This is a genomic window from Caballeronia sp. GAFFF2 (assembly GCF_023631485.1).
GTDB lineage: Bacteria > Pseudomonadota > Gammaproteobacteria > Burkholderiales > Burkholderiaceae > Caballeronia.
On the sequence record NZ_JALQDA010000005.1, the window covers coordinates 23,159 to 43,931 of the forward strand.

Consider the following 20,773-nt stretch of genomic DNA (forward strand, 5'->3'; position numbering starts at 1 on the left):
TCACGATGACCAACGAACGCCTCACGACTGCCGCTGGCGCACCCGTCGGCGACAATCAGAATTCGCAAACCGCCGGTCCGCGCGGTCCCGTGACCTTGCAGGATTTTTGGCTGATCGAAAAACTCGCGCATTTCGACCGCGAAGTGATTCCCGAGCGCCGCGTGCATGCAAAGGGTTCGGGCGCCTTCGGTACGTTCCGCGTCACGCACGACATCTCGCGCTATACGAAAGCCAAGATTTTCTCGGAGATCGGCAAGGAAACGCCGATTTTCATGCGCTTCTCGACGGTGGCAGGCGAACGCGGCGCCGCCGATGCCGAACGCGACGTGCGCGGCTTCTCCATCAAGTTCTACACCGAGGAAGGCAACTGGGACGTGGTCGGCAACAACACGCCGGTGTTCTTCATCCGCGATCCGCTGAAATTTCCCGACTTCATCCACACGCAGAAGCGCGACCCATACACGAACACGCGCAGCAATGTCGCCGCTTGGGATTTCTGGTCGCGTCATCCGGAATCGCTGCATCAAGTGACGATTCTCATGAGCGATCGCGGTATTCCGAAGAATTATCGGCAGATGCATGGCTTCGGCTCGCACACGTTCTCGTTCATCAACGCCGATAACGAGCGCTTCTACGTGAAGTTCCACTTCAAGTCGCAGCAGCCGCTCGAAAACTACACGGATGCCGAAGCCGGCGCCGTGATCGCGAACGATCGGGAAAGCGCGCAGCGCGATCTGGTCGACAACATCGATCGTGGCGAGTTTCCGCGCTGGAATTTCCGCATTCAGGTGATGAGCGAGGAGGAAGCGGCGCGCTATCGCATCAATCCGTTCGATGTCACCAAGGTGTGGCCGCACAAGGACCATCCGCTGATCGATGTCGGTGTGATCGAATTGAACCGCAATGCGCAGAACTATTTCGCGGAAGTCGAGCAGGCCGCGTTCACGCCCGCCAACGTGGTGCCGGGCATCGGCTTCTCGCCGGACCGCTTGCTGCAAGGGCGCCTCTTCTCTTATGGCGACACGCAGCGCTATCGGCTCGGCATCAATCATCATCAGATTCCGGTGAATGCGCCGCGCGTGCCGGTGGCGAATGCATTTCATCGCGATGGCGGAATGCGCGTCGACGGCAATCTCGGATCGCGCGTCAATTACGAGCCGAACCGCTTTGGCGAATTCGCGCAGGACGCGAGCGTGAACGAGCCGCCGCTCGCGGCGGGGACGGTGTATCGCTTCGATCACCGTGAGGACGACGACTACTACAGCCAGGCAGGCGCGCTTTTCCGTCTCTTCGACGAAGCGCAGCGCGAGCGGTTCTTTGGCAATATCGCGCGGCATATCTTCGGCGTACCGGATGAGATCGTCGCGCGTCAGATCGAACACTTCCGCCGCGCGGACCCGGCTTATGCGGCAGGCGTGATAGATGCTCTTATCAAGCTCGGACAGAAAGTAACCGTGAAGCAGGACGAGGAAGATACCGCGGCCGCGTGATCGGCCAGGGAGAAACGACCATGAATCAGGCATTCAACACCATCGAGCAGGCCATGAAACATATCGAAGCCACTAGTCGCAAAGTGCGCGTGACGCTTGCGTTTGGCGCCGTCGCGATGGGTTACGGGCTCGTCGTTGCCAGTGCATTGCATGGCGCGGGCGCGGGCGTTTTCGCCTGAGGCAGGACGTCTATCGACACGAAGACAGGCCGCTCTGTCAGCACCACGCGGCGGCCTGTCTTCCACGCATGCAAAGCCGCGCCATATAAAAAAGTGACCTTGTTTCTACGATAAACTAGCGGACGGTCTGTAGCTTCGCGCCTCGCTTGAGCAATAGGCGCACTCAACGTTCGAATCACACTTTCACGGAGTCAATATGGCGAACAAAGACGCTGCACCTCCCGTCAACATCGGCATCAACGACGAGGATCGCAAGAAGATCGCCGACGGGCTGTCCCGTCTGCTGGCCGACACGTACACGCTATACCTGAAGACGCATAATTTTCACTGGAACGTCACGGGGCCGATGTTCAACACGCTCCATCTGATGTTCGAGACGCAATACAACGAACTCGCACTCGCCGTGGATGCCATCGCCGAACGTATTCGCGCGCTGGGCGTGCATGCACCGGGCAGCTACAAAGACTTCGCGCGGCTGTCGACCATTCCGGAAGCGGATGGCGTGCCCTCAGCCGAAGAGATGATTCGCCAGTTGGTACAAGGTCAGGAAGCGGTGGTGCGCACGGCGCGCGAAATCTTCCCCGCGACGGACGCCGCCAACGACGAGCCGACCGCCGACTTGCTCACGCAGCGCATGCAGACGCATGAGAAGACCGCGTGGATGTTGCGCGCCATGCTGGCCTGACGTCTCGGCTTCAAACGCTTGGAAAGCTTCAAACGCTTCGATGAAAACCCCGTGCGCGGGGTTTTTTGTGGACGCAATGCGCGGGCTTGCGCCAGCACGCTGGTCTAAAATAGGCCATCGAACTTTCGCTGCCTCGCCATGCTCGCCCGCCTTCCGCTGTATATGCGCCTCGTGCGCCTGGATAAACCCATCGGCAGCCTGCTGCTGTTGTGGCCGACGCTCAACGCATTGTGGATCGCGTCCAACGGGCATCCTTCGCCAATGCTGCTCGTCATCTTCGTGATCGGCACCATTCTCATGCGCTCGGCGGGCTGCGCCATCAACGACTACGCCGACCGCGATTTCGACCGCTACGTGAAGCGTACGGCCGAGCGTCCGATCACGTCGGGCAAGATCAAGGCATGGGAAGCGGTGGCGCTCGCGGCGGCTTTATCGCTCCTTGCGTTTTTGCTGATACTGCCGCTCAACACACTCACGAAAGAACTGTCGGTGTTCGCGCTGTTCGTCGCGGGCAGCTATCCCTTCACCAAGCGATTCTTCGCCATACCGCAGGCGTATCTCGGCATTGCGTTCGGCTTCGGCATTCCCATGGCGTTTGCCGCCGTGCAGAATCACGTGCCCGCGCTCGCGTGGATCATGCTCGCGGCCAACGTGTTCTGGTCGGTGGCCTACGACACCGAATACGCCATGGTCGATCGCGACGACGACATCAAGATAGGCATCCGTACATCGGCGCTCACTTTCGGGCGATACGACGTGTTCGCCGTCATGCTTTGCTATGCCGTGACGCTCGCCATCTATGTGGGCATAGGCGTGGCGCTTGGCTTTGGCTGGGCGTACTGGCTCGGCTGGCTTGCCGCCGCGGCATGCGCCGTCTATCACTACGCGCTGATTCGCGAGCGCGACCGCATGGGATGTTTCGCTGCGTTCAAACATAACAACTGGCTCGGCGGCATGTTGTTCGTGGGAATTGCGCTGCATTACGCGCTGGCTTGATGCGCCGAATGATGCCGACTGGCATCTTTATGACAGTTTTCGGGCCATCGACTGATTGCGCGAAGCCGTCCAATGGCTAGACTCTTGCGGATTTACTTACACGCTTAAAACCGCATGAGTCACATCGAGCGCCCCATCGCCTTCATTCTCGCCGCGTCAAACCATGGCACGCTGATCGTCAATCGCAACGACTTCAACGCCGTGCAGAACGCCGTATCGAACTACACCTACGGCGTCGGGCATCAGATCCTCAGCAAGTCCAGCTTCGATCCGCAAGAAGTGCAGTTCGTGCTCTCTCTTCTCGCGCTGCGTCGTCGTTATTTCGGTGACGGCGTATTCGCCATAGACGGCGGCGCGAATATCGGCGTGCATTCCGTGGAATGGGCGCGTCACATGAACGGCTGGGGACGCGTGCTGAGTTTCGAGGCGCAGGAGATCATCTACTACGCGCTGGCCGGCAATCTCGCGCTCAACAACTGCCTCAATGCGCGGGCTAGGCTGGCTGCATTGGGTGAGTCCGTGGGCGAGATCGGCATTCCGCAACCGGATTACTTCTCTTCGGCGAGCTTCGGCAGTCTGGAAATCAGGCCGCGTGAGCACACCGAGTTCATCGGCCAGGCTATCTCTTACGATGCCGCCGCAAGCACGACGGTGCCGATGATCAGTATCGACTCCCTGAAGCTCGAACGCGTCGATCTTCTGAAGATCGACGTCGAAGGCATGGAAATGGATGTGTTGAGAGGCGCGCGCGAGACCTTGCTTCGATGCAAGCCTGCGCTTTTGGTCGAATGGATCAAGGGCAGCGAGAACGATATTCGCGACTATCTGAGAGGCGTTGGCTACGAGACGTTTTATTCGGTCGAACCGAATGTGCTTGCCATCGCCAAGGGTGATCCGCTGCATGCTCATTTGAACGAGCGCGATGGCGTGCTCAATATCGGTTGAGCGAGCTCGCGGGGCGGCGGTGAGCGCGAGCGAATCCTTCAATGCGCGGGTGCGAAGCCCGCGCGCCGCGCACGATTCACGTGTTGCCGTGCCGCCAGTTCCTTTTGTGCGCATGCGAGTTGCCAGCGCACCGCGCACGATTCACGTTTTCACAAGCCGCCCAACTCGTCACCCATCTCCTTCGCGCGCGCCTGCGCCGCGAGCGCGCCACGCACGATGGCGTCCTTCACACCTTCAGCCTCGAACGATGCCAGCGCCGCCGCCGTCGTGCCGCCTTTCGATGTCACCCGTTCGCGCAGCACGCTCGCCGCTTCGCCCGATTGCGCGGCAAGCTGTGCCGCGCCGGTGAAGGTCGCCACCGCGAGTTCGCGGCCCTGGGCTTCGTCAAGGCCGAGTGCGCGCGCGGCTTCCTGCATCGCTTCGATGAAGTAGAACACGTAGGCCGGACCGCTACCGGAAACAGCGGTGACGGCATCGAGTTTCGCTTCGTCGTCGAACCAGACGGAGGAGCCCACCGCTTCCAGAACTTGCGATGCCAGCGCCTTCGCGTCGTCGCTCACGCCCGGCAGCGCGGCGAGTCCGGTCACGCCCATGCCGATCAGCGCGGGCGTATTCGGCATGGTCCGCACGATCTGCGTATAGCCGTTCAGCCAGCGCGACAGATCCGTCGCGCGAATGCCCGCCGCGATGCTGATGATGGTTTGCTTCGACAGATGCGGCGCGAGCGATTCGGCCACGCTCTTGAGCACTTGCGGCTTCACGGCCAGCAGGATCGCGTCGTAGGCCGCGAGTTTCTCGTCGATGGCCGCGCCCGTCGCAATGCCGAACTGCTTCGCGGTGCGTTCGCGCGCTTCGTCGTTGATATCGACGGCATAGATATCCGCCGGCGCGACGCCGCGCTTGACCAGACCGCCGATGAGCGCGGCAGCCATGTTGCCACCGCCGATGAATGCAATTTTCATGGTGAAGTAGTCGAGAGTGAAATCAATGCGAATAGTCGCGCGCGCCGAAGATCGCGGTGCCAATGCGCACCATGGTCGCGCCTTCGAGCACGGCGGCTTCGAGGTCGGCGGACATGCCCATGGAAAGCGTGTCGAGATCGAGACCGTCTGCGCGCAGCTTGTTCATGAGTTCGCGAAGGCGCGCGTGCGGCTCGCGTCGCGCGTCGAGTGTGTCGGCGGCTTCGGGAACGGCCATCAGGCCACGCAAGCGCAGGGCAGGAAGCGCCGCGACCGCATGCGCGAGCGCGGCGGCTTCTGCCGGTTCCACGCCGCTCTTCGAAGCCTCGCCGCTCACGTTGACCTGCACGCAGACATTGAGCGCGGGCGTGCCTTCGGGCCGTTGCGCGGACAGACGCTCGGCAATCTTCAGCCGGTCGATGGAATGCACCCAGTCGAACTGCTCGGCGACGAGCTTGGTCTTGTTCGATTGCAGCGGCCCGATGAAGTGCCACTCGATGTCGCTGCGTAAGTCGGCGAGCGTGGCAATCTTCGCGATGCCTTCCTGCACGTAGTTTTCGCCGAACGCGCGCTGGCCGGCAATGAACGCGGCGCGCACGTCTTCGGCGGGAAAGGTCTTGGAGACGGCGAGAAGCTGCACGGACGCGGCGTCGCGCGAGGCGTCCACCGCGGCCTTCGCGATACGCTGCCGGACTTCTTCGAGATGTTGAGCGATAGACATGCTGGCCGCCTGAAAAGCAATCCAGTCATTATACGAAGCGCTCAACCGTAAAGCAGATGCTCGAGCAACTGAATCCAGTGCGCGACGGGCGTGGACGTGCCGCTTTGCAGATGCGCGATACACCCGACATTCGCCGACACGATCATCTGCGGCTCGGTCTTTTCCAGCCGGTCGAGCTTTTGATTACGCAGCGTGTATGAGAGCTTTGGCTGTAGCACCGAATACGTGCCCGCCGATCCGCAGCAGAGATGGCTATCCGCGGGCAAACGCACTTCGAGCCCGAGCGCGGTCAGCAGATGCTCGACGCGTCCGCGAATCTGCTGCCCGTGCTGCAAGGTACACGGCGGATGGTAGGCGACCGTATGCACGCTGCGGCGTCTTGCCAGCGCGATGAGTTCTTCCTCGTACATCGGCAGGATTTCGGCGAGGTCGCGCGTAAGCTCGACGATGCGCGCCGCCTTGTCCGCGTAGACCGGATCGTCGCGTAAAAGGTGCGCGTATTCCTTCACCGTCGCGCCGCAACCCGACGCGTTCATCACGATTGCCTCGACGCCGTTCTCCACATACGGCCACCATGCGTCGATATTGTTGCGCACGTCGTCGAGCGCTTCGTCGTTGTAGCCGAGATGCAGGCGGATCGCGCCGCAGCAGCCCGCATCCGGCGCGGTGACGATCTCGATGCCGAGCGCGTCGAATACGCGTGCGGTCGCCGTGTTGACGTTGGGCATCATGGCCGGTTGCACGCAGCCGGAAAGCATCAGCATCTTGCGCTCGTGTTTGCGCGTGGGCGCGGCGAGCGGCTTCTCCGGGACGGGAATCTTCGCGCGCAGATTGCGTGGCAGGATGCCGCGAAACTGCTGGCCGAGTTTCATCGCCGGCGTGAAGAGTGTGCTGTTCGGCAGAAAGCTCGCCAGCAAGCGCCGCTGCAAACGCTGGCGCATGGGGCGCTCGACTTTCTCTTCGACCACCTTGCGGCCGATCTCCACGAGCCGCCCGTACTGCACGCCCGACGGACATGTGCTCTCGCAATTGCGGCAGGTAAGGCAGCGATCCAGATGCAGTTGCGTGCTGCGCGTGACCGGCGCGCCTTCGAACATCTGCTTCATCAAATAGATGCGCCCGCGCGGTCCGTCGAGTTCGTCGCCGAGAATTTGATAGGTCGGGCAAGTCGCCGTGCAAAAGCCGCAATGGACGCATTTGCGCAGGATGGCGTCGGCTTCGTCGCCATCGGCCGTGCCGCGGATGAAATCGGCGAGATTGGTTTGCATCGAGGCGCCTAGAAATCGGGGTACAGCCGGGCGCGATTGAACACGCGCGCCGGATCGAACGCCGCCTTCAGCCCGCGATGGATTTTCATCAGCGGCGCGGGCAACGGCGTGAACACGCCCGCATTGCGGTCATACGCGGAACCGGCGCGGAAGATGGTCGCGTGCCCGCCGGCTTGCTTCGCGCTGATACGCACGGTCTGCGGGTCGGTGTCCGTGATCCACCAGCGCTGCGCACCGCCCCATTCCATGAGTTGCGCGCCCGGCAAATGCAGCGGCTCCGCAATGGACGGCAACGCGAGCCGCCAAAGCGCCGAGCGCGGCTGAATGACCGCGAAGAACGGATCGGTCTGCTCGCGCATGCCGATCCAGAAACGGTCGGCTTCGACGGCGTCGACTACCTCGCCGCCGAGCGTGTTGCGCGCGGATTTAACAGCAGCTTCCGCGCCCGCGAGACGTAGCGCGAGCGTGCCGTCGCGCCACGCGCTGCCGGTGATCGGCAAGGGATGACCGCCCCATTCGTTGAGCTTGCGCACGCCGTCCGTTGCATGCATGTCGAATTTGAGCGTGGCTTCGGCGACGGGGCGGGGCAGCACCTTGATCGACAGTTGCAGCATGAGGCCGAGCGTGCCGAGCGAGCCCGCGAGCAGGCGCGCGACGTCATAGCCCGCCACGTTTTTCACCACTTGGCCGCCGAAGTGCAGCACTTTTCCGTGCCCGTTCATCACCACCGCGCCGAGCACGAAATCGCGCGGCGCGCCGGTCCATGCGCGACGCGGGCCGGCAAGTCCCGCCGCGATGCAGCCGCCGAAGGTCGCGTTGCGGCCGAAGTGCGGCGGCTCGAAGGGCAGCATCTGCCCGTGCTCCCTGAGCGCGGCTTCGATTTCCGCGAGCGGCGTGCCGCTCTTCGCGGTGATCACGAGTTCCGCCGGATCGTATTCGACGATGCCGCGATGCGCGCGCGTGTCGAGAATCTCCCCTTGGAGCGTCTGTCCGTACCAGTCCTTCGTCCCGCCGCCGCGAATGCGCAGCGGCGTGCCGGTCTCGGTGGCGTGTGCAATCCGCTCCGACCAGCCGGCGACGATGTCGTCCTGTTCCATGGGTGTCCCGCTTGATTGATGCTTCTTCTATTCCGTCTCGTCCGGTCGATTGTACCGGGCGCTTAACGCAGCCACAGTCGGACAAACGTGGATAGCGGGATCGCGCACTCGTCAAAAGCGCGGAATCTCCGGGTGCGGCAAAAGCCCGCCGCGAATGTGCATCTTCCCGTATTCGGCGCAGCGCGCGCGCGTGGGAATGCCCTTGTCGGGATTGAGCAGGCCGGGCGGATCGAACGCGCGCTTGACCGCGTGAAAGGCGTCGCGCTCCTCGGGCGAGAACTGCACGCACATCGAATTGATCTTCTCGATGCCCACGCCGTGTTCGCCCGTCACCGTGCCGCCCAGTTCCACGCAGGTTTCGAGGATATCGCTGCCGAACGCCTCCGCGCGATGCCATTCGTCGAGATCGTTGCCATTGAAGAGAATGAGCGGGTGCATGTTGCCGTCGCCCGCATGGAACACGTTGATGCAGCGAAGCGCGTACTTCTGTTCCATCTCTTCGATCCGCTTGAGCAGCGGCCCGATGGAGCGGCGCGGCACCGTGCCGTCCATGCAGTAATAGTCGGGCGACATGCGGCCGGCGGCGGGAAAGGCGTTCTTGCGGCCCGACCAGAACTTGAGCCGCTCGCTTTCCGTGCGCGAAATCTGGATGCGCGATGCGCCGAACTCGCGCAGCACCGCCGTCATGCGGACGATTTCCTCGGCGACTTCGTCGTGCGTGCCATCGGATTCGCACAGCAGGATGGCGGCGGCGTCCAGGTCGTAGCCAGCGTTGACGAATTGCTCGACGGCGCGCGTCGCGGGCTTGTCCATCATTTCGAGGCCGGCCGGGATGATGCCTGCCGCGATGATCGCCGCGACCGCGTTGCCGCCTTTGACCACGTCGTCGAAGCTCGCCATGATGACTTGCGCCGTCTGCGGCTTCGGGATCAGCTTGACGGTGATCTCGGTGACGATGGCGAACATGCCTTCGCTGCCGATCAGCACGGCGAGCAGATCGAGGCCGGGCGCGTCGGGTCCGAGCGAGCCGAATTCGACGGCATCGCCGTCCATGGTGACGGCGCGCACGCGCAGCACGTTATGCACGGTAAGGCCGTATTTCAGGCAATGCACGCCGCCCGAATTTTCGGAGACGTTGCCGCCGATAGTGCACGCGATCTGCGACGAAGGGTCCGGCGCGTAGTAGAGCCCGTAAGGGGCGGCGGCCTCCGATATGGCGAGATTGCGCACGCCCGGCTGAACCGTCGCGGTGCGCGCGTACGGATCGACTTCGATGATCTTGCGAAAGCGCGCAAGCGACAACACGATGCCATGACGGATCGGCATCGCGCCGCCCGAGAGCCCCGTGCCCGCGCCGCGCGGCACGATCGGCACGTCGAGGCGCGCGCAGATCTGCACGACGCGCTGCACCTGCGCTTCGGTTTCCGGCAATGCGACCGCAAGCGGCAGACGGCGATACGCCGCGAGACCGTCGCACTCGTACGGCGCCGTGTCTTCCTCGCGAAACAGGAGGCAATGCGTGGGCAGCACCGCCATCAGCGCCTGCACGACATCGCGCTGACGCGCCGCGAGTTGTTCCTCGGAGAACCGAGGCGCGTCCGCATGCGGCAAATTCGGCGAAGTGTCGGTCACGAGTGCGGTCTTGAGCTCGTCGGGTGCGTTCATGTCTCCTCCGGGCGCTCGGCGGCGCTTCGTTCGGTTTGATCGACGCAGATGCTCTTCGTCGACGAATGATTGGGTTACCGCGGTCCATCTTGCCCGCTTGCGGCGACAGCGTCCATTGCCGTCGCCGTGTGCGCGAAATGAAGCGCAAACCGCGCGATTACTGCTCGAACGCGAAGATCTTGCCCGGATTCATGAGGTTTTTCGGGTCGAGCGCGTGTTTGATCGAGCGCATCACGGCGATCGCGTCCTCGCCGTGCTCCTCGATCATGAAGCCCATCTTGTGCAAGCCGACGCCGTGTTCGCCCGTGCAGGTGCCGCCGACCATCAGCGCGCGTTCGACGATGCGGTGATTCAGCCGTTCGGCTTCCGCTAGTTCCTCGGGCTTGGCCGGATCGAGCAGCATGGCGACGTGGAAGTTGCCGTCGCCGACATGGCCGACGATTGGGCAGGGAAGCGGCGAATCCACCAGGTCTTTTTCCGTTTCCTCGACGCATTCCGCGAGACGCGAGATCGGCACGCAGACATCCGTGGTGACGGCGCGGCAGCCGGGTTTCAGTTGCAGCATCGCAAAGTAGGCGTTGTGGCGCGCGTTCCAAAGACGACTGCGGTCTTCGGGACGGGTCGCCCATTCGAAACCGGTGCCGGCGTTCTCGGCGGCGATGTCCTGCACCGTTTGTGCTTGCTCCTTGACGCCCGCTTCCGTGCCGTGAAATTCGAAGAACAGCGTCGGCGATTCGGCGAGCGTCAGATTCGAATGACGATTGATTGCGCGCACGGCGAGCGAATCGACGAATTCGACGCGCGCAATCGGCACGCCCATCTGAATGGTCCCGATGACGGCGCGCACCGCATCGCCCATCGACGGGAAAGCGCAGATGGCGGCGGAAATGGCTTCGGGCTGCGGATAAAGCCGCACGGTGATTTCGGTGATGACACCGAGTGTGCCTTCCGAGCCGACGAAAAGACGCGTCAGGTCGTATCCCGCCGACGATTTGCGCGCGCGCGTGCCGGTTTTGATGACTCGGCCATCGGCGGTAACCACCGTGAGGCCGAGCACGTTTTCGCGCATCGTGCCGTAGCGCACGGCGTTGGTGCCGGAAGCGCGCGTTGCCGACATGCCGCCGATGCTCGCGTCCGCGCCGGGATCGATCGGGAAGAAGAGGCCGGTGTCTTTCAGCGCTTCGTTCAGTTGCTTGCGCGAAATGCCGGGTTCGACGGTGACCGTGAGATCTTCGGCGTTGATCGAGATGACGTTTTTCATCTCCGACAAGTCGATGGAGACGCCGCCTTGCACTGCCAGCAGATGCCCTTCGAGCGATGAGCCGTTGCCGTAAGGAATGATCGGCGTGTCGTGTTCGGCGCAAAGTCTGACGATAGCCTGCACGTCATCTGTGCTGCGCGCGAAGACGACGGCGTCGGGCAGTTGCGGGTCGAACGGGGATTCGTCGCGGCCGTGGTGCTCGCGCACCGCCTGGGCAGTGGAGACGCGCTCCGCGAATCTTGAGCGCAGCGCATCGAGCAGGGCGGCGGGGAACGGGCGGCGGAAGGCGGTTCGTGCGGCTTCGGCGGGGTGGTTCACGGTGTCTCCGGGGCAGCTTGGGCGCTGCGATTGTTCGGTCGATTTTCGCGGCGGATTCGTCGCGTGTTGCTTATTCGTGCCACTAAACGCTTCAGGCGACGGATCGAGCACGTTGCGTTTTGCGCGCCGGTGCTTAATCGTCGCGCTCGTTGGGTTGCTGCGCTCGGCGTGGTCGAGTGCTTGCTTCACGACTTCCATCTCATTTTACGCCGATGAGATGGAGGGCGGCAGGCGGGTAAAACCGTGGGACCGCTTGCCTATAATGGGTCGGAGTTTCGGCGCGGTTCAAAGCGTGAACGCGCGTTTCGAGCGATGAATCAACGAGCAAGGAGAAAACGATGGGCAACCGTCTGAGCAAGATCGCCACCCGTACCGGCGATGATGGCACCACGGGGCTCGGCGACGGCCGTCGCGTTTCCAAGGACGATGCGCGGATTGCCGCAATCGGCGATGTCGATGAATTGAATTCGACTTTGGGCGTATTGCTATGCGAACCGCTGCCAACGGACGTGCGCGATGCGTTGACGACGATTCAGCACGATCTCTTCGATTTAGGCGGCGAGTTATCGATTCCCGGGCATTCGATGATCGAGGAATCGCATTTGGCGCAACTGGATGACTGGCTCGCGGAATACAACCGGACGTTGCCGCCGTTGGCTGAATTCATTCTGCCGGGCGGATCGAGAGCGGCGGCAGTGGCGCATGTGGCGCGGACGGTTTGCCGAAGAGCGGAGCGGTCGATCGTGGCGCTGGGGAAAATCGATGAAGCCGGAGTAAATGAAGCGCCAAGGCGGTATGTCAATCGGCTGTCGGATTTGCTTTTTGTACTGGCGCGGGTTTTGAATCGCGCGGATGGCCAGAACGATGTCTTGTGGAAGCATCAGCGCGACGCGGCAACCGATTAACCGTGAACGAATAGACAGCGGCCGCTGAGTTAGCGGCCGCTGTCTATATCTTAATTACCACCGCCTCGCGCAATGCGCCGCTGTTTAACCGACGCTGCCAATCCTTCGAGTACAGTCACGCTCTCATCCCAGCCGATGCAAGCATCCGTCACGCTTTGTCCGTAAGTCAGCTCGCATCCTGGCTTGAGGTCTTGCCGGCCGCCAACCAGATGCGATTCAATCATCACGCCGATAATTCGCTCATCGCCGGAAGCGAGTTGCTTGCCAATATCCTCGCAAACCGGAATCTGATTCTCGTGTTTCTTCGAGCTATTCGCGTGACTCGCATCGATCATCAAGCGCGCCGCTAATCCCGCCTTGCCGATATCGCTGCAAGCCGCATCGACACTAGCGGCATCGAAATTCGGCGATTTACCGCCGCGTAAAATGATATGGCAATCCTCGTTGCCGGCGGTGGAAACGATCGCCGAATGTCCGCCCTTCGTGACCGACAGGAAATGATGCGGCTGCGAAGCGGCCTTGATAGCATCGACGGCAATCTTGACGTTTCCATCCGTGCCGTTTTTAAAGCCCACTGGACAAGACAATCCCGATGCAAGCTCACGGTGAACCTGAGATTCGGTAGTCCGCGCCCCAATCGCGCCCCACGAAATCAGGTCCGCGATGTACTGCGGACTAATCATATCCAGATACTCGGTGCCGGCCGGCAAACCAAGCTCGTTGATATGCATGAGCAATTCCCGCGCAGCCCGCAATCCATCATTTATCTTGAAGCTGTTATCCATATACGGATCGTTGATCAGCCCTTTCCAGCCCACCGTGGTACGCGGCTTTTCGAAGTACACGCGCATCACGATTTCCAATTCGCCCGCGAAGCGCTTACGCTGCTCGATCAGTCGTCCCGCATATTCCATCGCCGCCTTGGGATCGTGAATGGAGCACGGTCCGACGATCACGATCAAGCGATCATCCATTCCGTGCAGTATGCGATGCATCGACTTGCGCGCGTTGTAGATCAGTTCCGACACGGGTTCGGCGCAAGGGAATTCGCGGATCAGATGCGCGGGAGGCGTCAGTTCTTTCAGCTCACGAATGCGGACATCGTCGGTATTGTGCGGGGGCATTTCTTTTCTCCTGCGTCTCTTTCAATCAAAACCAACGTGTGAAGGGCGAAAAAAAACCGCCAGACTCGCTGGCGGTTTTTCGGGAATTTGGTTTTGCGTACTTACCGTACTTGCAACGACCCCTCTCCATCCGCCAGCGGCTCGAGATGCCAAAAGAAATAAAAATAAAACTTGGCGGTCATGGCTTAAGAGAGAAAAGTCTGTTGCAAAAAAATCAGGTAACTGCTTTTATAACCGCAAACACGCGGCGCTGGCAAGCCTTCCACTCGAAGAACGCGGGAATCCCGCATCGCCGGCCCGTGCAATCGCAAACCCAGCCCGAAGCGACGCGGAAAGCCCGCATCGAGAAACATCAAACCGTGCCGCCCACCGTCATTTTTTCGATGCGCAACGTCGGTTGCCCAACGCCCACCGGCACGCTCTGGCCTTCCTTGCCGCACACGCCGACGCCCGTATCCAGCGACATGTCGTTACCGATCATCGTCACGTATTTGAGCGATTCCGGTCCGCTGCCGATCAAGGTCGCGCCCTTCACCGGATACGTGATCTTGCCGTCCTCGATCATGTACGCCTCGGACGCCGAAAACACGAACTTGCCGTTGGTGATATCCACCTGTCCGCCGCCGAAATTCACCGCGTACAAGCCTTTCTTCACCGAAGCCAGAATTTCCTTCGGGTCCTTGTCGCCGTTGAGCATGTACGTGTTGGTCATGCGCGGCATCGGCAGGGCGGCGTAGGATTCGCGGCGCGCGTTGCCCGTCACGGGCATTTTCATCAAACGCGCGTTGAGCGAATCCTGAATGTAGCCCTTGAGAATGCCGTCCTCGATCAGCGTCGTGCACTGCGTCGGATTGCCTTCGTCGTCGATGTTGAGCGAGCCGCGCCGATTCGGCAGCGTGCCGTCATCGACCACGGTCACGCCCTTCGCCGCGACCTGTTCGCCGATACGACCCGCGAACGCCGACGATCCCTTGCGGTTGAAGTCGCCTTCCAGCCCGTGCCCGATCGCTTCGTGCAGAAGCACGCCCGGCCAGCCCGGCCCGAGCACGACGGTCATGGCGCCTGCGGGAGCCGGACGCGCTTCCAGGTTCACCAGCGCCGCGTGCACCGCGTCGTCGACGTAGCGGTTCAGGATGTCGTCGGTGAAATAGCCGTAGTCGAAGCGTCCGCCACCGCCGCCCGTGCCGATCTCGCGGCGTCCGTTTTGCTCGGCGATCACCGTGACCGATACGCGCACGAGCGGTCGCACGTCGGCGGCGAGCGCGCCGTCGCTGCGCGCCACCAGCACGACGTCGTATTCACCGGCGAGCCCGGCCATGACTTGCGTGATGCGCGGATCGCGGCCGCGCGCCATCTGCTCGACGCGCTCCAGCAGCTTCACCTTCGCGTCGGAATCGAGCGAATGCAGCGGATCGGCGGGCAAATACAGATCGCGGCCCGACACGCCCGTGAGCGTGCTCGCCGACTTGATTTTGTGCTTGCCGCCGCCCGCCTTGGCGATCGCGCGTGTTGCGTGCGCCGCCTGGCGAATCGATTCGGGCGAAAGATCGTCGGAGTAGGCGAAAGCCGTGCGCTCGCCCGAGACGGCGCGCACGCCGACGCCCTGATCGATGCTGAAGCTGCCCGATTTGACGATGCCTTCTTCCAGACTCCACGCTTCGCTGCGCGTGGACTGAAAATAGAGGTCGGCGTAATCGACGCGATGCGTGAAAATTTCCGCAAGCGTACGCGTGATGAGCCCCTCGTCGAGGCCATACGGCGTAAGCAAAACGTCCTTCGCCGTGACCAGATTCCTAATGCCGGGTTCGATGATGTTCATGCGGTGCCTGTTGCGAGTTCGGTGATATTTCAGACCATTCTAATGGCTGACGGGGTTCGGTCATGTGCGGAGAAAAAATCGCGCTTTCAAGACCGTCGGAAAACCTATTTTCAAGATACTTGGCGCGCGCGTCTCAGCCGATCACGCGATGCCGATACGCCGGCAAGCTCTGTCGCACTGACGCGATGCGCGCCGGATCGATCTGGCCGGCCACGACGCCCGCGCCTTCGTCGCGCACGTCGATGATTTCGCCCCAAGGGTCGATCAGGATGCTGTGGCCGAAAGTGCGCCGGCCGTTTTCATGTTTGCCGCCTTGTGCCGCGGCGAGGACGTAGCACTGGTTTTCAATGGCGCGGGCGCGTAGCAAGATTTCCCAATGTGCCTTGCCGGTCGTGTAGGTGAACGCGGAGGGGACGACCATCAACGCGCAGTCGCCCATTTTTCGGTACAGCTCCGGGAATCGCAGGTCGTAGCACACCGAAAGGCCGACTCGTCCGAATGGCGCGTCGAAAGTCCGCACTTCGCTGCCGGGGCAGATGGTGCGCGCTTCGTCGAACGATTCCTCGCCTTTCTCGAGATTGAAGAGGTGAATCTTGTCGTAGCGCCCAACCTGCTTGCCGGCGGGGTCGAACACGAGCGTGGTGTTCAGCACGCGATCCGGCTCCGCCGACTGCAACGGCAAAGTCCCGCCGATCACCCACACGCGATGCTCGCGCGCCGCATCGGACAAGAATTGCTGGATCGGACCGGCGCCCGGCGTCTCGCGAATGGCGAGTTTGTCGGTGTCCTTGAAGCCCATGTAGCAGAAGTATTCGGGCAGGAGCACGAGTTGGGCGCCGTCGCGCGCGGCTTGCGCGATCAGCCGGCTGGCCTCGGTCAGGTTGCGATCGCGGTCCGGCGCGCTGACCATCTGCAGCGCGGCGACGCGGAAATTCGCGCTTTCGCTCGATTTATCGTTCATATTTTTGTGCGCGTTTGCCAAAAAAGGTGACGAAAATAGGGCGGAACCGTGCCGCCTTCACGGAGCGACTGCTGGTACGGCAGCAGGGACAGCGGCGGCGGCAGGTGTTTCGATCTTACCCTGATCGCCCCGCAGGCGCTGAACGACGGGTTTGGACCAGGGACCGGTGATCGAATAGTCGAGTTCGAACGCCTTCTGAATGGACTTCGACAATGCGAGATCGGCGGCCAGCGCGCCCAGACCGAGCAGCGGATTGATGACCGCCGCGCCGATTGCGACCGCGCCCGCGCCGACGGTCGGTATGACCTTCACGTGCAAATCCTGCGTGCGTTGCGGCAGGTCGACGAGCCCTTGCATCTGCACGCGCGCGGGCGATGTGATCATCACCAGATCGTCCGTCCTCGCGATGCCCTGTTCGATATGCGCGTCGCCCGTGACTTTCTCGAACGGCAGTCCCTTGCCGACGACATCCTGAAAATGCAGCGTGAGCAGATTCGCAAGGCTGCGCAAGCTGAAGATGCCGAGCCATTTCGCGGCGCCGGGCGCGCGCAGAATTTGGCCGTGACGCAAATCGACAGCGACGTTGCCATCGAGCGAATTTGGATCGACTGTCGTCGGGCCGCCGTTCCACGCCGCGTGACCGGACACCGTGCCCGCGCCGTGATTGACCGTGCGCGGCAGACCGAAGCGGTCGATCAACTGACCGGCGTCGTTCACGTCGAGCTTGAAGTCGAGTGCCGTGCGGCGCGGTAGGGTGTCGTCGTTCGCGGGTTTCACAGCGGTCGAGACCACGCCGCCCGGCAGCGTGCGCCACGTCGCGTTTGCGGTGAGCGTGGCGTCGGGGTTCGCGAGTTCGAGCTTGTCGAGCGTCCAGACGGGTTGATCGGCGACGACTTCGTTATGCGCATCGACCTGAAGCCGGCCGAGATCGTGCTCGCGATATACGAGCTCGTTCACGATGAGATCGATCGCGGGCATGTTGCGCGGCGGCTTGCTCACGATGCGTTCGTCCGGCGCGTTCGTCGCCGCTATCTTCTCGGGAATGACCACTTTGTCGAGGCGCGCCTGCAATGCGCCCGGACTTCCCTTGAGCGCGCCCGGCGTGAACGCGAGCGTGCCCGTCACCTGATTCGACGCCACGTTCGCCTGCCATTTGCGATTCGCCGGCTCTTGGTTCGCGCCGATCCGCACGTTGTCCCAGCGGCGGTCGAGCAGCCTGAGCGTGGTGAAGTGGATGTCGGCACGCGTCGGGATGAACTGCCTGACCATATCGTTCATCGGTGGCGAGGCGGGCGCGGCTGTATCGGCCACGGGTGAAGCGCTCGCGGATGCGTTGATATCGGCGATGAACTTGCGCCACGCGTCGGCATCGAGCGTGTCCATATCGACGGATGCCGACACGCCTTCGGCGGGCAACGCCGCCGGCTTGTTCACGGCGATCGCGCCGCGCGCAACCTTCAGCCGGGCGCGCATGTTCATCGGCTCGGCGGGGTTCTGCGGATCGACCGTGACCTGCGCGCGGCCGATTTGCTGCAGCGAGTAATGCGCCTGCACGGGCCCGAACGTGAGTTGCGCGTCATGCAGATCCGAAGGCCCGCCAGGCGCGGGCTGAAAGGTGAACGCGAACGGCATGGGCGTGCCCTTTGCCTTGCCGAACGGCGCGGGCAGATCGAAGCCGATGCCCGTCAGATCCGAACTCGCCTGCACGACGGGCAACGCGTTCTTCACGCCATGCACGTGCGCCTGATACGGCGCGGAACCGTCGATGCGCTTCAGGAACTGCGCGACCTGCGGCGTGATGCGCGTGTTCAGACGCTGTGCCGCGTCCGCGCCAATGCGCCCGTTCACATCGAACGTGTAGCTGCCGTCCGGTTGCACGCCGCCTTTCGCGCGCACGTCGCCGCCGAGCAGTTGCGCGTTCAGTCCGTCGAGCGTCACGGTCTTCGCCGCGAAATTCGCCTTGCCGTGCAGATGTTCGAGCGGCGGCAGATTGCCATAAGCGACTTCGTTGTCCGCGAACGTGAGCGAGCCTTTGTATTCGGTGCGAAGCGGCGGCGCGGGCGGCGGCGGCCGGAATCGCGGAATGCCGAGCGTGAGCGCGAGCGCGGCATCGCCTTTAGCTTGCAGCTTGCGCGTGGCGTGCTTGGCCATCAGGCCGAGCGAACTGTCGTCGACATACTGAAGCATGTCCGAGAGCGGTCCGCGTGCTTGCCCGTCAATCCACAGTTTCGATTCGCGGTCGCCGGTATCGTCGATTCGCCCGCTCAGATTCGATACCTTCACGCCGCGATAATGTCCGCGCTCGACATCGAAGCGCAGTTTGTTTTGCGCGAGCTTGAACGTGCCGTCGATCCCGTCGAAACCCGGCCAGATGCTTGGCATGCCGTTGGCGAGTTTGCGCGGCGGGAACGGCGTCGGATCGAAACGGCCGCCGGTGAACGGCGCCTCGATGCGAAACACGCCCGCGTCCGGCGCCTTTGCATACGGGAACTTGGTGAGGTCGCCATGCACTTCGAGCACGCTGTTGCGCGCCACGCCCGCTTGCAGCGCATGCCCGAGATAGACGCGCACGCGTTCGTTGAGACTCGTCGGCAGATAGCGCACGAGCCTTGTGACCTGCATGTGCGCGATCTTCGCCTTGAGATCGAGATTGCCGCGCCCGTGGCCCTGATTCCAATACGAAGCGGTGACGTCGCCTTCGGCATCGGCGTTCTTCACACGCAGCGTGTCGAGGTGAATGGTGAATGCGCGGCGCAATTCGCCGGGCGCGATTTCATCGGCGACGGTCCAGGTTGCGTGGCCTTGCAGCGTATCGAAGGTCAGACGCGGATCATCGAACGCGCCGGGAATGGTGATGGCCGCATTTTTCGTATCGATGTCGATAGCGCCTTGCGCCTCGTTGGCATCGACATGACCCCACAGGTTTTCGATGCCCGGAATGCCCGCACGCGGATGGTTGTTCACGGTAAGTCCCGGCGGCGGTTCCTGCGCCTGCACGCTGATACCCTGCAAGTCGGCCTTGAGCGTGAAGTGCAAGAGCTTGGCGTCGCCTTTTTCGTGCTGCTGCTTTACCTCTTCTTCATTGCGCGGCGCCGCGCGCTCCGTGTAGATCGAGTAGTTCGCAATCTGCCCGCGCGGATTGAAGCGCACGAGTTCGTTGAGCACGCGCGGCGGCACGGGCAGCGCCCGCACGAAGTCCGCGAGGATGCCGAGATCGACGTGATCGCCCGCGACGCGAAACATCAATCCCTTGCCAACCGATGCCGGCCGGTACGTGCCCGTGAGCGTATGCGCCGCCAGAAGACGCGCGACCGGCGTGCCGTCCGAGAGCGCGGGCTGACCGAGTTCGGCATGGATGTCGGACAGATTCAGCGTGTAGGCCGTATCGTTCTTGTCGATGGTCCAGTCGAAGCGCGCAATCGGCAATTCGAGGCGCGGCTGCGTGGCGCGCACGCGCAGCGCAACGTTGCCGCCGTTCAGATCGCCGCCTGCCTTTTGCAACTGGCCGCGCGCGAAGTCCACCCAGATACGGTTTTCGACGCGGCCATCGTAGATCTGAAAAGGCAGCTTCACGTAGCGGCCGAGCGTCGGCAGGTCGAGCGGCCCGGTGGAAACGTAGAGACGTCCGGTCCAGTTCGCGGGTGCGCCCATCGCGGTGAACGGCTCGTGGCGAAAGTCCGCGCGCACATCGAGCGGGCCGTGCAGCACGTCGCCGTCGGCGGGTGCATCGAGTGCGAGCCGATGCCGCAAGCCGTCGTTGAGGATGGTCAGTTGCAGGCGCTTGAACGCCACTTCGGGCGCGTCGCGTTCGGCATCGCGCCAACGCAGCGTGCCGTCGCGCAGACGAATGCGGTCTTGTCCGAGCAGCCAGTTCGTGAACGCGCCAGAACCCGTGCGATGCGTGGGAACAGGCACGCCCGCGACGGTCAGTTCGCCCTTGGCATTGCGCGCGACGATGACATCGGGACCATCGACGGTGAGATCGGCAAGCTTCGGCCGAAGATGCAGCAGCGAGCCCCACGCAATGCTCGCGCGCGCATGCGGCACCGCCACGCCGGGCGATCCGTCGGCGGCGTCGATACGCAGATTGTCGATCAGAAAGGTGGGTTGCGAACCCGCCATGACCGCCGTGATCCGGCCGATATGTAGCTGCGCGTGAATGCGCGAGGAGACGAGTTGCTCGATGCGCGGCCGGAACGAATCGACCTGCGGCAACACGATATAGCGCAACGCGAGATAGATGCCCGCAACCGCGAAGTACACCACGGCCGCGAACACGAGAACGATTTTGAAGACGCGTGAAAGCACGCGCTCGGCGTTGCCGCTGGGCTGGGCTTGTCCAACTTCGGTCGGGTCGACGGATCGTCTGCTGTCGGACAT

16 protein-coding genes are annotated in these 20,773 nt (G+C 62.6%); 6 read left to right on the forward strand and 10 right to left on the reverse strand.

Annotation, left to right across the window (positions count from 1 at the left end; all coding sequences use genetic code 11):
* Positions 1-5 precede the first annotated feature (5 nt).
* From NCT04_RS02130 to NCT04_RS02150, 5 genes are all read left to right on the forward strand, one after another.
* A complete protein-coding gene (locus NCT04_RS02130) occupies positions 6-1,490 on the forward strand; it encodes a catalase (protein ID WP_250463071.1) in 1,485 nt (494 codons plus the stop codon).
* Between the two features lie 20 nt (positions 1,491-1,510).
* Positions 1,511-1,669 (forward strand): hypothetical protein, encoded by a 159-nt coding sequence (locus NCT04_RS02135; protein WP_244827023.1) that lies wholly within the window; start codon positions 1,511-1,513, stop codon positions 1,667-1,669.
* 196 nt (positions 1,670-1,865) lie between these two features.
* Entirely contained in the window at positions 1,866-2,354 is a 489-nt protein-coding gene (locus NCT04_RS02140; RefSeq protein WP_244827024.1) for a Dps family protein, read from the forward strand.
* Positions 2,355-2,492: 138 nt separating this feature from the next.
* Entirely contained in the window at positions 2,493-3,350 is an 858-nt protein-coding gene (gene ubiA / locus NCT04_RS02145) for a 4-hydroxybenzoate octaprenyltransferase (RefSeq protein ID WP_244827025.1), read from the forward strand.
* A 114-nt stretch (positions 3,351-3,464) separates the two neighbouring features.
* Positions 3,465-4,295, forward strand: a complete 831-nt coding sequence (locus NCT04_RS02150) for an FkbM family methyltransferase (RefSeq protein WP_250463073.1) — start codon at positions 3,465-3,467, stop codon at positions 4,293-4,295.
* 149 nt (positions 4,296-4,444) lie between these two features.
* Here NCT04_RS02150 and proC read toward each other — a convergent pair whose 3' ends face one another.
* The 6 genes from proC to NCT04_RS02180 all read right to left on the reverse strand — a co-directional run bounded on the left by proC (position 4,445) and on the right by NCT04_RS02180 (position 11,584).
* Entirely contained in the window at positions 4,445-5,257 is an 813-nt protein-coding gene (gene proC / locus NCT04_RS02155) for a pyrroline-5-carboxylate reductase (RefSeq protein WP_244827027.1), read from the reverse strand.
* 22 nt (positions 5,258-5,279) lie between these two features.
* Positions 5,280-5,975 (reverse strand): YggS family pyridoxal phosphate-dependent enzyme, encoded by a 696-nt coding sequence (locus tag NCT04_RS02160; protein WP_250463075.1) that lies wholly within the window; start codon positions 5,973-5,975, stop codon positions 5,280-5,282.
* A gap of 41 nt (positions 5,976-6,016) precedes the next feature.
* Complete coding sequence (glcF, locus tag NCT04_RS02165) at positions 6,017-7,243, reverse strand: glycolate oxidase subunit GlcF (RefSeq protein WP_244827029.1); 1,227 nt, start codon at positions 7,241-7,243, stop codon at positions 6,017-6,019.
* 8 nt (positions 7,244-7,251) lie between these two features.
* Positions 7,252-8,340: a glycolate oxidase subunit GlcE gene (gene glcE / locus NCT04_RS02170; RefSeq protein ID WP_244827030.1), complete on the reverse strand. Its 1,089-nt coding sequence runs from the start codon at positions 8,338-8,340 to the stop codon at positions 7,252-7,254.
* A 111-nt stretch (positions 8,341-8,451) separates the two neighbouring features.
* Entirely contained in the window at positions 8,452-10,005 is a 1,554-nt protein-coding gene (locus NCT04_RS02175) for an FAD-linked oxidase C-terminal domain-containing protein (protein WP_244827031.1), read from the reverse strand.
* Between the two features lie 157 nt (positions 10,006-10,162).
* Positions 10,163-11,584, reverse strand: coding sequence for an FAD-binding oxidoreductase (locus tag NCT04_RS02180; RefSeq protein WP_250463077.1), 1,422 nt, complete (start codon positions 11,582-11,584; stop codon positions 10,163-10,165).
* A gap of 338 nt (positions 11,585-11,922) precedes the next feature.
* Here NCT04_RS02180 and NCT04_RS02185 point away from each other — a divergent pair, with 338 nt between their 5' ends.
* Positions 11,923-12,489 carry a cob(I)yrinic acid a,c-diamide adenosyltransferase gene (locus tag NCT04_RS02185; RefSeq protein ID WP_250463081.1) on the forward strand — a complete coding sequence of 189 codons (567 nt, stop codon included), beginning with the start codon at positions 11,923-11,925 and terminating at the stop codon, positions 12,487-12,489.
* A gap of 50 nt (positions 12,490-12,539) precedes the next feature.
* Here NCT04_RS02185 and aroG read toward each other — a convergent pair whose 3' ends face one another.
* The 4 genes from aroG to NCT04_RS02205 form a co-directional block, all read right to left on the reverse strand.
* Complete coding sequence (gene aroG / locus NCT04_RS02190; protein WP_250463084.1) at positions 12,540-13,613, reverse strand: 3-deoxy-7-phosphoheptulonate synthase AroG; 1,074 nt, start codon at positions 13,611-13,613, stop codon at positions 12,540-12,542.
* A 352-nt stretch (positions 13,614-13,965) separates the two neighbouring features.
* Positions 13,966-15,432 (reverse strand): metalloprotease TldD, encoded by a 1,467-nt coding sequence (tldD, locus tag NCT04_RS02195; RefSeq protein WP_244827035.1) that lies wholly within the window; start codon positions 15,430-15,432, stop codon positions 13,966-13,968.
* A 133-nt stretch (positions 15,433-15,565) separates the two neighbouring features.
* A complete protein-coding gene (locus tag NCT04_RS02200; RefSeq protein WP_250463086.1) occupies positions 15,566-16,393 on the reverse strand; it encodes a carbon-nitrogen hydrolase family protein in 828 nt (275 codons plus the stop codon).
* Positions 16,394-16,450: 57 nt separating this feature from the next.
* Entirely contained in the window at positions 16,451-20,773 is a 4,323-nt protein-coding gene (locus NCT04_RS02205; protein WP_250463087.1) for a YhdP family protein, read from the reverse strand.

Bases quoted from the DNA above. Each gene is read 5' to 3' on its own strand.
- NCT04_RS02130 (WP_250463071.1), top strand. From the start codon at position 6: ATGACCAACGAACGCCTCACGACTGCCGCTGGCGCACCCGTCGGCGAC.
- NCT04_RS02135 (WP_244827023.1), top strand. From the start codon at position 1,511: ATGAATCAGGCATTCAACACCATCGAGCAGGCCATGAAACATATCGAA.
- NCT04_RS02140 (WP_244827024.1), top strand. From the start codon at position 1,866: ATGGCGAACAAAGACGCTGCACCTCCCGTCAACATCGGCATCAACGAC.
- ubiA (WP_244827025.1), top strand. From the start codon at position 2,493: ATGCTCGCCCGCCTTCCGCTGTATATGCGCCTCGTGCGCCTGGATAAA.
- NCT04_RS02150 (WP_250463073.1), top strand. From the start codon at position 3,465: ATGAGTCACATCGAGCGCCCCATCGCCTTCATTCTCGCCGCGTCAAAC.
- proC (WP_244827027.1), bottom strand. From the start codon at position 5,257: ATGAAAATTGCATTCATCGGCGGTGGCAACATGGCTGCCGCGCTCATC.
- NCT04_RS02160 (WP_250463075.1), bottom strand. From the start codon at position 5,975: ATGTCTATCGCTCAACATCTCGAAGAAGTCCGGCAGCGTATCGCGAAG.
- glcF (WP_244827029.1), bottom strand. From the start codon at position 7,243: ATGCAAACCAATCTCGCCGATTTCATCCGCGGCACGGCCGATGGCGAC.
- glcE (WP_244827030.1), bottom strand. From the start codon at position 8,340: ATGGAACAGGACGACATCGTCGCCGGCTGGTCGGAGCGGATTGCACAC.
- NCT04_RS02175 (WP_244827031.1), bottom strand. From the start codon at position 10,005: ATGAACGCACCCGACGAGCTCAAGACCGCACTCGTGACCGACACTTCG.
- NCT04_RS02185 (WP_250463081.1), top strand. From the start codon at position 11,923: ATGGGCAACCGTCTGAGCAAGATCGCCACCCGTACCGGCGATGATGGC.
- aroG (WP_250463084.1), bottom strand. From the start codon at position 13,613: ATGCCCCCGCACAATACCGACGATGTCCGCATTCGTGAGCTGAAAGAA.
- tldD (WP_244827035.1), bottom strand. From the start codon at position 15,432: ATGAACATCATCGAACCCGGCATTAGGAATCTGGTCACGGCGAAGGAC.
- NCT04_RS02200 (WP_250463086.1), bottom strand. From the start codon at position 16,393: ATGAACGATAAATCGAGCGAAAGCGCGAATTTCCGCGTCGCCGCGCTG.
- NCT04_RS02205 (WP_250463087.1), bottom strand. From the start codon at position 20,773: ATGTCCGACAGCAGACGATCCGTCGACCCGACCGAAGTTGGACAAGCC.